Here is a 13,258-nt window from a genome sequence, read left to right as displayed (position 1 = left end):
CAGGATCATCGCATGAGGGCTCTAGAGCTTTTCGGTCTCGCCGGTCTTCGGCTGCCACTTCATCAGGCGCTTTTCGATGAGCCCTACGATCCCGTCGAGCGCCAGCGCAAAGGCCGTGAGCACCACAATGCCGGCGAACACCGTGTTGACGTCGAAGGTGCCCTCCGCCTGCAGGATCAGATAACCCACGCCCCGCGCCGAGCCCAGGTACTCGCCCACCACCGCACCCACGAAGGCCAGGCCGACCGAAGTGTGCAGGCTGGAAAACACCCAGCTGGTCGCGCTCGGCAGGTACACCGTGCGCAGCAGCTGCCGCTGGTTGGCGCCCAGCATCTTCGCGTTGGCCAGCACCACCGGGCTCACCTCGCGCACGCCCTGGTAGACGTTGAAGAACACGATGAAGAACACCAGCGTGACCGCCAGCGCCACCTTGCTCCAGATGCCCAGCCCGAACCACAGCGCGAAGATGGGCGCGAGGATCACGCGCGGCATCGAATTGGCGGCCTTGATGTACGGGTCGAGGATCAGGCTCGCCGTGGGCGCGAGCGCCAGCCACAGCCCGCAGGCCAGGCCCAGCACTGTGCCGATGACGAAGGCCAGCACCGTCTCCAGCAGCGTGGTGCCCAGGTGCTGGTAGATGTCGGCATTGCCTTTCAGCCCTTCGGGAAAGAGCGCATTGGCCGGCAGTTCAAAAGGCAGGAACCAGCTCCAGATGCGGCCCGCCACCTGGATCGGCTCGCCGAGGAAGAAGGCGAACTGCTGGTTGCGCGAGGCGATGTGCCAAGCCACCAGGATCACCACCAGCAGCGCCAGCTGCCAGAAGCGCGCGTTGCGTTCATTGAGTCCGAGGCGCGGCATCAGGCGGCCTTCCTCAGTTGCTGCGCATAACCCTTGAGCACCTCGTCGCGCAACACCTCCCAGATCTGGGTGTGCAGCTCGACGAAGCGCGGCTGCGTGCGCACCTCGGCCACGTCGCGCGGCCTTGCAAGGTCGATGGCGAACTCGCCGATAGGGTGCGTCGCAGGGCCGGCCGACAGTACCACCACGCGGTCGCTCATCGCAATGGCCTCGTCGAGGTCGTGCGTGATGAACAGCACCGCCTTCTTCTTCGCGCTCCAGAGGTCGAGCACCTCGTTCTCCATCAGCTGGCGCGTCTGGACGTCGAGCGCACTGAAGGGTTCGTCCATGAGGATGATGTCGGGGTCGAGCACCAGCGTCTGCGCCAGCGCCACGCGCTTGCGCATGCCGCCGGAAAGCTGGTGCGGATAGCGGTCGCCGAAGCCCGAGAGCCCCACGCGCGAGAGCCAGGCCTCGGCCTGCTCGCGCGCCTCGGCATCGGGCACGCCGCGGTATTGCAGGCCCACCATCACGTTGTCGACGGCACTGCGCCAGGGCATCAGTGCCTCGGTCTGGAACATGTAGCCGGCGCGCGTGTTGATGCCCTCGAGCGTCTGGCCGAAGACCTTCACGGTGCCCGAAGAGGGCTCGAGCAGGCCCGCGCCCACGTTCAGCAGCGTCGACTTGCCGCAGCCTGTGGGTCCGACCACCGAGACGAACTCCCCTGCCCTGATGCGCAGCGTGGTGTCGGCCACCGCCGTGTAGCGCTGGCCCGGATCGTCCTTCGAATGGAAGGTGCAGCTGATGGAGAGAAGTTCGAGTGCGTAATCGGACATGGCGTAAAAAACCCGGCCGAGGCCGGGTCGCGGGGACGTTCGGAATCAGGCTTTGAACCTGTCTTTCGCGCGCCTAGCAAAATCGTTGGTGTAGGTTTTCGCGAGGTCGATCTTGTCGGCCTTCACGGTGGTATCGAAGCTTGCGATCGCGGTGAGCGCCGTCTTGGGGCCGTCGACCGGCACGAGGCCGTCGGTGGCGATCGATTCGCGCACCTTGTCGAACGACGCAAGATACAGCGCGCGGTCGCCGAGCAGATAAGTCTCGGGCACCGTCTTGATGATGTCGCCGGGCCCCGCCGTCTGCAGCCACTTCAGGCCGTGCACGATGGCATTCGCCAGCGCCTGGCAGGTGTTGGGATTCTTCTGGATGAACTCGCTCGACGCATACAGGCAGGCCGCCGGCATCGTGCCGCCGAACACCTGCAGCGTGCCCTTGAGCGTGCGCGTGTCGCTGATGATCTTCACGTCACCCTTCTGCTCCAGCATCGTCATCACCGGGTCGGTGTTGCTGATGGCGTCGATCTGGCCCGAGCGCAGCGCGGTGAGCGCGCCGGCCGCCACGCCCACGCCGATGAAGCTCACGTCACTGGCCTTGAGCCCGCCGCGCGAGAGCACGAGGTTGGCCACCATGTTGGTCGACGAGCCCGGCGCGGAGACGCCGATCTTCTTCCCCTTGAGATCCTGGATGCCGGTGTAGCCGGCCATGTTCTTGGTCGACACGCCCACCGCGATCTGCGGTGCACGGCCCTGCAGCACGAAGGCCTGGAAAAACTGGTTCTTGGCCTGCAGGTTGATGGTGTGTTCGTAAGCGCCCGAGCAGACATCAGCCGAGCCGCCGACCACCGCCTGCAGCGCACGCGCGCCGCCGGCGAAATCGGAAATCTCCACATCGAGCCCTTCGGCCTTGAAGTAGCCGAGCTGCTCCGAGATGGTGAGCGGCAGGTAGTAGAACGCCGCCTTGCCGCCGACCGCGATGGAGATCTTCGTCTTCTCCAGCTTCGCCTGCTGCGCAAAGACACGCGGCAACGCGATGGTTGCAGCGGCAATGGCGGCAGTAGCTGAAATGAGAGTGCGGCGATGAAGCATGAAACGTTGCCCGTTGGCTCTGTGACTCGTAAGAACTGAATCGAGCTTAGGGGCCGCACCACAGGGCTGCATCGGGGTGATCCCGTGCGGGTTTTCACGTAAGCACGAAGGCCTCTCCGAGAAGCCTTCGCCAAGGCTTCATCACGCCGGAAAAAGTATTGCGATATCGAGCGGAAACGCGAGTGCCCAGACAACGCTGTGCGCGCTACCTGCGATCTACCAGGGCATGGGCGATGGTGCCGAGATCGACGTACTCGAGCTCGCTGCCTGCCGGCACGCCGCGTGCAAGGCGCGTCACGGTCAGGCCGTGCTGTTTCAGCGCTTCGCCGATCACGTGCGCGGTGGCCTCGCCCTCAGCGGTGAAGTTCGTGGCGAGGATGACCTCGCTCACCGTGCCGTCGCGCGCGCGGTCGAAGAGCTTCTGCAGGCCGATGTCCTTCGGCCCGATGCCGTCGAGCGGGCTGAGCTTGCCCATCAGCACGAAGTAATAGCCGCGGAACGCGCCGGTGCGTTCGAGCGCGGCCTGGTCGGCCGGCGTCTCGACCACGCAGAGCTTGCTCGCATCGCGCCGCGTGTCGAGGCAGACGTTGCAGACCGGCGCCTCGGTAAAGGTGTTGCAGCGCTCGCAATGCCGCACGTGGCCTGCGGCCTGCTGCAGTGCGCGTGCGAGCAGCTGTGCGCCCTCGCGGTCGTGCTGCAGCAGGTGGAATGCCATGCGCGAGGCCGACTTGACGCCGACACCGGGCAGGCGGCGCAGCGCATCGACCAAGGCGTCGAGCGAACTGGCGTCTGCCATTTATTGCGACCGCTCGCTCAGAACGGCAGCTTCATGCCTGGCGGCAGACCTGGCATGCCGGCCGTCAGCTTGCCCATCTTCTGCTCGCTGGTTTCCTCGGCCTTGCGCACGGCGGCGTTGAAGGCGGCAGCCACGAGGTCTTCGAGCATGTCCTTGTCGTCCGCCAGCAGGCTGGGGTCGATGGTGATGCGCTTGACGTCGTGCTTGCAGGTCATGACGACCTTGACGAGGCCGGCGCCGGATTCGCCTTCGACCTCGATGTGGGCCAGCTCTTCCTGGGCCTTCTTGAGGTTGTCCTGCATTGCCTGCGCCTGCTTCATGAGGCCGGCCAGTTGTCCTTTGTTGAACATCGTTGGTCCTGTGTCTGGTTGGAAAGTGGGTGAAGGATAAGAGAGACGGAAGCTCAGGCTGGTTTCAGCGTGCCAGGGACGATCTTCGCATCGAAGTCGCGCATCAGCGCCTGCACTTCGGGGTCGCTGAGGATGGCCTCTTCGGCCACGCGCTGCCGCTCGTCCGCGGCCTGTTTGTTGCGGCGCGCGGGGCTGTCGACCACGCTGCCGATCTCGATGGCGAGCTTGACGTCGTGGCCCAGGCTGCCCAGCGCAGCCGTCAGCTTTTCGCGGCTGGATGGCTGGTTGAGCGTTTCACGCTCGATGCGCAGAAGCCACTGATCGGTGTCGCGGCCCACCAGCTGCGATTGCAGTGCCAGTTCACGCGCCAAGGCGGCGATGGCCTCGGCCGCGATCAGTTGGGAGACCGTGGCGTACCAGAAATCGCCGTCTTCGCTGGTCGGAATGGGGGTGAATGTGCTGCGCGGCTCGTCGGCGCGTGGCGTGTCGCGGGCACTGGGCGGAGGCTGCACGCGGATGGGCACGCCGACAACCCGGGCGGGTGCTTCGGCGGCAGCGCCGGGGCGGGGTTCGGCCTGCCGGGGTTCGTCGACCACGGCGAGGCGATGGCCGGCGGGAACCGAGGCAGCGTGGGCAGGCGCTGGCGCGGGTGCAGCAGGCGATTCGACCGGGTGGCGAGCCACCGGCGCCGGGGCCGGAGCAGGTGGCACGGTGCGCGCCGGAGCTACCGGCGCCACGGCCGCAGCTTCATTCAGAGTTTTTTTTTCCGGGGAGGCCGTCGAAGCAACCGCGCTGGAAGGTTTGAAGGCCAATAGCCGCAACAGCACCATGGTCAGGGCGGCGTACTCGTCGGGGGCCAGGCCCAGCTCGCCGCGGCCATGCAGGCACAGGCTGTAGAGCAGCTGCGTCTCGTCGGCCGGCATCAGCGCGGCAAGGCGCGCGGTGTCTGCAGCGTCGGGGTCGGTGGCGGAATCGGCCGACTCCGCCCGCGAGGGCACGGCCTGCAGCACGGCCATGGCCTGCAGCACCGCCGTCATTTCCTCGAGCGTGGAAGCGGCGGACATACCGTCGACGCGCAGCGCCTCCGATGTCTCGACCACCGTCCTGCCATCGCCCTGCGCCAGCGCCTCGATCAGGCGGAACACATGGCCGCGATCGACGCTGCCGAGCATCTGACGCACGCCGGCCTCGACCAGCTCGCCGTTGCCGAATGCGATGGCCTGGTCGGTGAGCGAGAGCGCGTCGCGCATCGAGCCGCGCGCCGCGCGCGCCAGCAGGCGCAGCGCCTGCGGCTCGGCCGGGACATTCTCGGTCTGCAGCACGCTGGTGAGGTGCTCGAGCACCGTCTCGGGCGCCATCGGCCGCAGGTTGAACTGCAGGCAGCGCGACAGCACCGTGACCGGCACCTTCTGCGGATCGGTCGTGGCCAGCACGAACTTGAGGTACTCGGGCGGCTCCTCGAGCGTCTTCAGCATCGCGTTGAACGCGGTGTTCGTGAGCATGTGCACTTCGTCGATCATGAAGACCTTGAAGCGCCCCTGCACCGGCTTGTAGACGGCCTGTTCGAGCAGCGACTGCACCTCGTCCACGCCGCGGTTCGAGGCCGCGTCGAGCTCGGTGTAGTCCACGAAACGACCCGAGTCGATGTCGCGGCAGGCCTGGCACACGCCACACGGCGTGGCCGTGATGCCGCCCTGCCCGTCCGGCCCCTGGCAGTTGAGTGACTTCGCCAGAATCCGCGAGACCGTGGTCTTGCCGACACCCCGGGTGCCGGTGAAAAGATAGGCGTGATGCAGGCGCTGCGTGGTCAACGCGTTCTCGAGCGCCTGAACCACATGCCCCTGACCGACCATCTCACCGAAGGTTTTCGGACGGAACTTGCGAGCGAGCACGAGATAAGACATTGCGGGCATTCTAAAAGGCACGGCGCCAGCCCTCAGCCCTACCCCGCAATCAAAAAAGCCTGCCTTTTCGTGGGACACCGAGGAACCGGCTTCGCCGGGGCCTCAGGTGTCGCCCCCGGCAGGGGGAAGGAGAAGCGACACGAAGTGCGCGCATCCTGGGGGGTTACAATGCGTGCTGACGGGCCTCCCTGCATGGTGAAGTGGCCAACCGGGTCAGGTGGGGAACCAAGCAGCCCTAACTGCGTAGTCAGTGCCAGGGGTAAGGCTCGTCAACCTCTTCTAGAATTCCGTTTTCTCCTCTGAAAACGCGAATCTCCAAGGCTGGCGCGGCCTACCGCGTAATCCGATGTGCTCCAGACGTGTGAACTTCACCACTTGGAGCCCCATCAAATGGCATCACCACCGAGACCGATACCCGGCCTGACGCGTAGGCGTCAAACGTTCTTCCTGACCATCGTCAAGCCGGTAGACCTCCGCGCCGGCCCCGAGGACCGCTACGCCTTCCGCGCGACCCTCGGCACCCGGGATGAACCCATAGCCCGCATCAAAGCCCTGGCGATCCGGGCCGACCTTGAGACTCAATGGGCGGCCGAGCGTGAGCGGCGCCGTCCGCAGCCTGCCATAGCTCCCACCGCTGCACTGGTCGATACGCTGGCGCAGGCTGTCCGTCATGCCGTGCTGATCGGGGACGACCGGCTGCGCGTAGAGCCGGAAGGTCTGGATGCTGCATTGGCCTCCTACGAATGGGAAGGCAACCCGAGCCCTACTGAGCGGCGCCTGATCCTTCGGGCCTGGATCGCCGAGCAGTGGGTGCAGATGGTCGCTGCTGGAGACCTGTCTGCCATTACGCTGCGCATGGAGCGCCTAACCCAGCCGATGGGGCTGCGCATCGACTGGAGCGGCATGCCCGGGAAGCTGGCCTTGCTGAAGCTGGCCCGTGTGCTGGCGAAGGCCAGCGCCGAGGCGGTCGCCCGGGATCGCGGTGAACTCATTGACACCCCAGAGGCTCCAGCGGTCTCCGGGGTTCAGGCAGTTCCTGTGGCCTCTCCTGGCGCACCCTCTGCCGGCCTCTCCTGGGCAACCCTGCTCGCCGACTGGAAGGCGGCCAAGACCCGCAAACCTGCAGCCATCAAGATCACCGAGCGCGGCATTGCCGAGTTCACCAAGGCATGCGGCCCTGTGGCCGCTGGAGACTTGGACCGGGGACACGCCGCGAAGTACCGGGCTGCTCTGGTCGCCCAGGGCCTCAAGGGTCGGTCCATCCGCAACCTGCTATCCCCGCTGGTCGCCCTGCTCAATCTGGCTGTGGACTCCGGGAAGCTCAAGGTCAATCCATGGGTGGGCGTCAAGGTCGATACCTCCGATTCGACCAAGCGGCTCCCGTGGCGCCTGGAGCAATTGAAGGCCCTGGTCGCGGCCAACAACACCCGGAACGACTCGGGCCGTTGGCTGCTGCCCTTGCTGCTGTACACGGGCTGTCGTCTCGGGGAGATTGCGCAGCTTGAATTGGCAGACCTGAAGGAGATCGACGGCCAGTTCTCCATTGAGATTCACGACATGGCGACCGAGGGCCATGAGGCCCGAAGCGTCAAAACGGCCGCAGGGCTGCGCGTGGTCCCGATGGCCCCACAGGTATTGGCAATGGGGCTGCGAGAGCACGTAGAGGCCATGCGGGCCTGCGGTGAGCGCTTCCTGTTTCCTACGTTCATCCAGTCAGGTAAAAAGCGCCCCAGCGAGCTTGCGGGCCGCTACTTCCTGGACCTCCGCAAGGACGCCGGCATCGCCCCGGACCCGAGGTTCTCAGCGCACTCCTGCCGCCACAATGTCCGTTCCGTACTAGCTGGGGCCAGCGTGAACGAGACCATCATCGACAAGCTGATTGGGCACGAGAGCGGCGCAGTGCAGTCGAGGTACACGCATGCATCCATGGGGGCGCTGGTGGCCGCTGTAGCAGTGCTGGACTGGTCGGATCTCAACTTCGCGAAGCGGGGTGCTTGATTCCACCATCAAGCTACGAATCCCATAGGCCCGGCGCGTCGTCGTGGCCGCTAGGCAGCAGCAAACGGCGGTTTGCTGCCGATCTTCTTGTCCCATGTCTCCATAACAAACGTCGCGACGGTGTGCGCGGCGTTGACGGCTAAACGTGCATGCCGAGGTTCGAGCCTGTAGCCTTTGCGGCCCTCGCTATGGGCGCTGCCCGCATGCGTGCGCAGTGCGCCGATACCGTCAACAATTGAAAACAGGCCCGTGATGATTCGCTGTAGGTCCTGGTCCTCGATGCTTCCAGGATCGAGCCCGAGGTCAGCGCGGACGACCTTGAACACCGGTTGCAAATCTTGCTTGTCCGGCATCGCCAGCTTGTTGTCTTCAATGTAGGTCTTGAAGATCGATTCAAGGATGTTAGAGGCGGCAGAGACGGCCTCTCGTGGCTTGGCCTCGACGGTCTCCATAGCTCGATCAAATTCACGGTGGATCGCGGGCATGTCCCGGCCTTTGATTAGCTGCCCCAGCGTCTTACTTGGTGCGAGTCCGCCTCCCGTGATGAAGCCCCCGACACGGTATTGCAAGCCGTTGTTGGCAAGCACCTTCTCGATCTTGCGGACGTTCTCCCGCTTCGTCAGGGTCGATTCGTGTTCTTGGGTCCATTGAGGGGCTACGTAGTCCGCAGCCATCACTGGGTCCTCCATGTAGCCGCTGATGATCCGTCCCAGAACCGCCAACGGATCTGGGTGCTCCTTGTTCGTGTTCCGTAGCCACTCTTGCGCCTTGACGTGTTTACTGCCCTCCGGCGGCTCGCCGGGGGCTTCGGCGTACATGAACAGACTGTCCATACTCGCGTGAGTCTCTGCCGTAGAAACGATGTTCGAAACGATGGCAAGGAGAGGGGCAGGAATTAGCTTAGCCATAGGCGGGACCGAAGGGCTGCGAAGGGCTGCGAAGGACTCATTGTCCGTTCAAAGCCGTCGCCGCCCTTAATGAGTTTCCCACGCCTCTAGTGGCGACCGCCTCGCCCCGCGCGTGCAGCGATGGGCACGTCTCGGTCGCTTTGCGGCAGCGTTCATGGGGGCAAAGTAGCACCTCAACGACAAAAGTGGTTGTGGGGGTTGACTTTCTCCAAGCGCGAAGATCGCCCGAGGCGATATCGCGCAAGTCCGCGTCCCATTTGAACAAGATGCGAGTTACTGAGAAGCGAGTGCTTCGCAGGTGACTCGCGCTAGTTGCCGAGGAAAGCCCCTCAAGTAGGTAACTCGTGCTGCTGACAATCTTGTGATCAGCGGACAAAGTCGCGGCTCCACACAAACAGGACACACAGCCATGACCACGCAATTCAATTTCCCTGCCGCTCAACGCGCCAACGTCGAAGCTCTGCGCGAGCAGATGGCGACCGCGCTTAAGCGCCCAGTAACGACCGAATACGGCTCGACCGACTGCGGCCAACACTGGGCTGCCCTCTGTACCGAGGACTCACGTTCAGTACCGACGGCCCTCGTGTCCATCGTGATCGGTGCAGGGGTTCCCGGCGAGGCCTCCGTCTTGTCGCGGGATGGCCTCCCGTTGCGCGAGGGCGTTACCTTCCCCGCTGCGCTCGAAGCCGCCCGGAACGTGTGCATGCGTTCTGCGCGTCGCTCGTCGGCACGAGCCAGCATTACCCCGTAACGCCCATGCCCTACGCGCCCGCCTATGCTGAGGGACCGCTTCGGACGTTCGCCGCTGCGCTTGGGAAAAGTTTGCGAAGACCCGTCAGGGTCCAGTGGGCGGCCAGCACGCACGGCGACCCTTGCGCCTGGGTGGAGGTCCAAGACGTGCGAGCGGCATCTCTGACGATTGAGCTTCGAGGGCCGACCGCTTCATACGTAGTAGCACATGCGAACAAGGCTGCTCAACCGAAAAGATTCCCAGCACTCGCCACAGCGCTACGCGAGTTACGGAAGACCATCGTGCAGTCGCCACCTCCAACGGCCATCGCGCAAACGCCTGTAGCGCCTAGCAGCACGGCGCGGGATGACCCAACAGACCCGCACCCGCACGTGGGCGCACAGGAAGTGCCAGGACCTCAAAACTACCGCACGAGGTATACGGCCGATCAAGCCGCAGGACATCCCGTGATTCGCGCCGTCGTCATCGTTGGCCATGAGGTTCGACAGGTCAAAGGCGAAGCGCCTGACCCCGTGACGCTCTTGACGCTTGCAAACAAGGCATTGGACGTCGTGGACCTCTTGGTCCCGCCGGGGCATCCAGAAGCGGCCACGGACGCATGGATAGAGCGTGCCCTGATAGGCCTACTGACTGGTGCGCTCTTGGCCGTTTAGGGGGCCTTCAGGTTGTCCCAGCCCCTCACCTCGATTTACTCACTCGGCGGAAATCACTCCCCGCGATTCGAACGAGAACTGCAGAGGCAGTGTTGGTTAGGCCGCGAGTTTCGATAGTGCCGCAAACAAGGCAGCGCCCGCCGCTATTAGGCACGCCGCGACAAGCGCGGGGTAAACGATCTCCTCGCGCACAGTCTTCATAGTCCACGTCTCCGCACAGGCTGCGCGATGTGTCTCGTCGGCATGTCGCGCCCGCCGCTCATCCCCGATCTTGGCGGCTTCAATGACAAGCTTGGCTATCTCGGCGTCAACAAGGCGGGCAGTCTCGGCATTCATGCCGCAGATCGTAGCGGGTTCGGGCGTCAGCCGGAATGAAAAGTGCACAAGGTGACGACCGTATCACCGGATCAAAACTACCCAAGGTGACAGCCGTATCACCCGCCGCGATTAAACCCACGCATGGTGACGACCGTATCGCCGGGGATTAAGACAACCCAAGGTGACAGCCGTATCACCGGCTTGTCAAAAACCGTGCGCCCATCGAGCCCCACTCCCTGGGTCTCCAGTGCGTCCCTCTCCCCCATCCTGAGAGCTTCAGCCTCACCGCCCGCCCGGGCAGTGGGACGGGCGCTCTCGTCCGCGTACCGGCGTCCGCTGGTGCGATCAACCTTCACCAACCGGAACCAGACACACATGGCAGGACAACGCGAGCAGTCATTCCAGACAACCCCGAATTTCAGAGCGGCTCAGCAGACCGCCGCACCCTCCACGAGCACCGAGATGGGCAAGTCCACTGCCGCGCAGGTTCAAGGTCAAGGTCAGGCCATCCAGGCCCTCGGCAACGCCTTTTCTGGCTTCTTCAACATCGCTGCGCAGTCGCTGCAACAAGCCGCCGATGTAGTGCACAAGGAAAATCTCGTGCAGAGCGAGCGCGAGAGGACCGCCCTGAAGTGGCAAGCTCTGGCCGATAAACAGACAGGCAAGCCGATGGACCCGCGCTACGCGGATCGCCAAGACTACGCCGGCACCTTCATCACCGCGCAAGCGGACGATGACGCTTTCAAGATGACCGAGGCCGCGAAGCTCCACATGAGCGACATGCCGCTGGACGGCTCGGTGAACCCCGAGCAGTACATGAAGGACTGGTATGAACGGGAAGTCGGTAAGGGTACGGGCGATCCGCAGTACGACGCCCGCAAGCTCTACACCTTCACGCAGCAAGCGCAATCGATGGTCGCGAAGGCGAACGAGGACGTGCGCAAGACGGTCGAGACGAACACCTTAAACACGGTCCTCGAATCCACAAAGTCCAAGCTCAATGCGAGCCCGGATGGCCTCACGGCAGGCGAGGCTGCCGATCTCCACCAGCGCCTCCTGACTATGGCTCGGGGCAACGTGGCCCAGGCCGACAAGTGGCACGAAGGCATCGTCCGCGAGAGCGTGACGAACTACGGCCAAGCCCTCGGCACCCTCAAAGCGCTCTACGACGACGGTAGCCCGAACTCCTGGGCCGCCCGGAACCCCGCTGCGTATACCCGGCTATCCGAAGACCTGTTCAAGCAGACGCACCGCATCAAGACCTTCGAGGCCGGCACGGCAGTGCAGCAGTGGAACCAAGACTTCCAAGCACTCGTCGCGCAGCCCGGCGTCACGCCCGCGCAGATCATGGACATGGAGGAGAAGGCCTACCAGATCGACAGCCGACACGGCGTCGGTCCCGAGGTCTTCCGTGGTCTCGACGCGGCCTTCAAGAAGTCGCTGCGGACCAAGGCCGAGGTCTCGGTGTTTGGCATGGCCGTCAACGGCGCGATCAACGGCATCCACGACGGACCCACGGTCGCCACGCACCTCGGCAAGTCCGTGGGCGCCATCGTGAACGAGAACTACGAACTGGGTCTCCGTGACATCGTTGTGCAGCGGCAGGCCACCATGCCCGCCCTGGCCGAGACCATCAAGACCTACGGCATTCCGAATGCCGTGGCGAGTGAACAGGCGACGCAGGAGTTCATGGAATTCCTGTCGGACCCCATCGTGCAGGCCGCGAGCCCCAAGGGCACCAGCGAGGTCTACAAGCAGCAGCTCGGCGGCGCCCTGATGGGCCGTGATCCCGCGAAGATCGCCCAGGTCTACCGGGGCTACAGGACCCTCGAAGACAAGGTGGGCTCCGAAGTTCTCGAGAAGTACTTCCCGAACGATGAGACCTACGGGCGCTTCCTCGCTATGAAGGCCTACATCGGTGGCGACATCGACGCCCAGACGGCCGGCCAATACTTCGCGAACGGCGGGGACATCAAGCCCCTGACCGATGCCGCGAAGGGCCGCTTCGAGTGGTCCCAGTTCAAGCCTGGCGCCAAGCCGGCTGAGGTGGACCTATCGGTGGACAAGGCGATCACGGCAGCCATGCGAAAGCACACCGGTTCCGATGGCTGGTTCTCGGGCATCGACAGCTCGCTCCCGTCCAAGGATGCGCGGCGAGTACGCGAGATGCTCTACCGGCAGGCGACGTACATGCGTCAGATGACTGGCGAGGTGGACTTCGACAAGGCGGCCGACGTGGTGGCGCAGCAGATCGCGAAGGGCTACACGTTCCTTCCCGGTCAAGGCAAGCACTTCCAGATGGTCCCGAACCCCTATGGGTCCAAGGGCACCGAGTTGGGCAACCCGCTGAACATGGTGAACGGGAAGCCTGTCTATGCCCTCGGCAACGTCAAGGACGTGGACGGTCAACTGGAGAACACCGCGAAGACCTTCCGCGAGGACATGGCCGAATTCAAGGTCAAGGTCCCCGGTCTCATGACGCCCCACGGGCAGGAGATCGACGGCAAGGACATCGCCCTGGGCCTCCCGGACAACAACGGGCTGCACCCGATGCTGATGCCCTCCGGCGCCCCCATCCGGGTCATCGCGGGCCAGAAGCTCGCCATGCCCGACAAGGTGACCGACACGGGCTCCATCCTCCCCGGGATGGACGTGGCGACCTCAATGATGTCCGGCTACCAAGGCGGCCTGACCGTAAGCGACCGGCCATGTCATCTTGACGCGGATGCCGCGTCAAACGCCATTGATCTCGTCGATGGCGACCCCGTCGTCGTAGAACTGGGCGATGGCTTGATCAAGCCGCTTGAGCAACGCGTCTAGC

At 64.4% G+C, this 13,258-nt stretch carries 11 protein-coding genes and 1 other RNA gene; 5 read left to right on the top strand and 7 right to left on the bottom strand.

All coding sequences use genetic code 11. From position 1 onward, the window contains the following. Positions 1 to 21 precede the first annotated feature (21 nt). From ACZYSP_RS00060 to dnaX, 6 genes are all read right to left on the bottom strand, one after another. Positions 22 to 858: an ABC transporter permease gene (locus tag ACZYSP_RS00060; RefSeq protein WP_093054343.1), complete on the bottom strand. Its 837-nt coding sequence runs from the start codon at positions 856 to 858 to the stop codon at positions 22 to 24. Further along, positions 858 to 1,673, bottom strand: a complete 816-nt coding sequence (locus ACZYSP_RS00055) for an ABC transporter ATP-binding protein (protein ID WP_093054341.1) — start codon at positions 1,671 to 1,673, stop codon at positions 858 to 860. The genes ACZYSP_RS00060 and ACZYSP_RS00055 overlap by 1 nt, the downstream gene beginning before the upstream one ends. 45 nt (positions 1,674 to 1,718) lie before the next feature. After that, the gene (locus ACZYSP_RS00050; RefSeq protein WP_093054339.1) at positions 1,719 to 2,759 is read right to left on the bottom strand and encodes an ABC transporter substrate-binding protein; all 1,041 of its coding nucleotides are present in this window, start codon (positions 2,757 to 2,759) and stop codon (positions 1,719 to 1,721) included. Between the two features lie 205 nt (positions 2,760 to 2,964). Next, entirely contained in the window at positions 2,965 to 3,555 is a 591-nt protein-coding gene (gene recR / locus ACZYSP_RS00045; protein WP_093054337.1) for a recombination mediator RecR, read from the bottom strand. Positions 3,556 to 3,572: 17 nt separating this feature from the next. After that, a complete protein-coding gene (locus tag ACZYSP_RS00040; RefSeq protein WP_007836669.1) occupies positions 3,573 to 3,905 on the bottom strand; it encodes a YbaB/EbfC family nucleoid-associated protein in 333 nt (110 codons plus the stop codon). 53 nt (positions 3,906 to 3,958) lie between these two features. Further along, entirely contained in the window at positions 3,959 to 5,809 is a 1,851-nt protein-coding gene (gene dnaX / locus ACZYSP_RS00035; RefSeq protein WP_093074982.1) for a DNA polymerase III subunit gamma/tau, read from the bottom strand. A 177-nt stretch (positions 5,810 to 5,986) separates the two neighbouring features. Between dnaX and ffs the strand changes: the two genes are divergently transcribed. Together ffs and ACZYSP_RS00025 are read left to right on the top strand one after the other, a co-directional pair. After that, positions 5,987 to 6,083, top strand: an RNA gene (gene ffs / locus ACZYSP_RS00030) — signal recognition particle sRNA small type. Between the two features lie 116 nt (positions 6,084 to 6,199). Then, on the top strand, positions 6,200 to 7,807 hold the full coding sequence (locus ACZYSP_RS00025) for a tyrosine-type recombinase/integrase (protein ID WP_489012805.1): 1,608 nt from the start codon (positions 6,200 to 6,202) through the stop codon (positions 7,805 to 7,807). A gap of 50 nt (positions 7,808 to 7,857) precedes the next feature. Here ACZYSP_RS00025 and ACZYSP_RS00020 read toward each other — a convergent pair whose 3' ends face one another. Then, on the bottom strand, positions 7,858 to 8,625 hold the full coding sequence (locus ACZYSP_RS00020; protein WP_489012804.1) for an abortive infection family protein: 768 nt from the start codon (positions 8,623 to 8,625) through the stop codon (positions 7,858 to 7,860). A gap of 499 nt (positions 8,626 to 9,124) precedes the next feature. Here ACZYSP_RS00020 and ACZYSP_RS00015 point away from each other — a divergent pair, with 499 nt between their 5' ends. The 3 genes from ACZYSP_RS00015 to ACZYSP_RS00005 all read left to right on the top strand — a co-directional run bounded on the left by ACZYSP_RS00015 (position 9,125) and on the right by ACZYSP_RS00005 (position 13,257). Further along, a complete protein-coding gene (locus ACZYSP_RS00015) occupies positions 9,125 to 9,466 on the top strand; it encodes a hypothetical protein (protein ID WP_489012803.1) in 342 nt (113 codons plus the stop codon). Between the two features lie 881 nt (positions 9,467 to 10,347). Beyond that, positions 10,348 to 10,494, top strand: coding sequence for a hypothetical protein (locus ACZYSP_RS00010; RefSeq protein WP_489012802.1), 147 nt, complete (start codon positions 10,348 to 10,350; stop codon positions 10,492 to 10,494). Between the two features lie 318 nt (positions 10,495 to 10,812). Continuing rightward, a complete protein-coding gene (locus ACZYSP_RS00005; protein ID WP_489012801.1) occupies positions 10,813 to 13,257 on the top strand; it encodes a hypothetical protein in 2,445 nt (814 codons plus the stop codon). Position 13,258 lies beyond the last annotated feature (1 nt).

Source organism: Variovorax sp. F042, assembly GCF_057814215.1.
The sequence above is the reverse complement of the archived record's forward strand: the minus strand, read 5'-3'. Positions and strand labels throughout refer to the sequence as shown.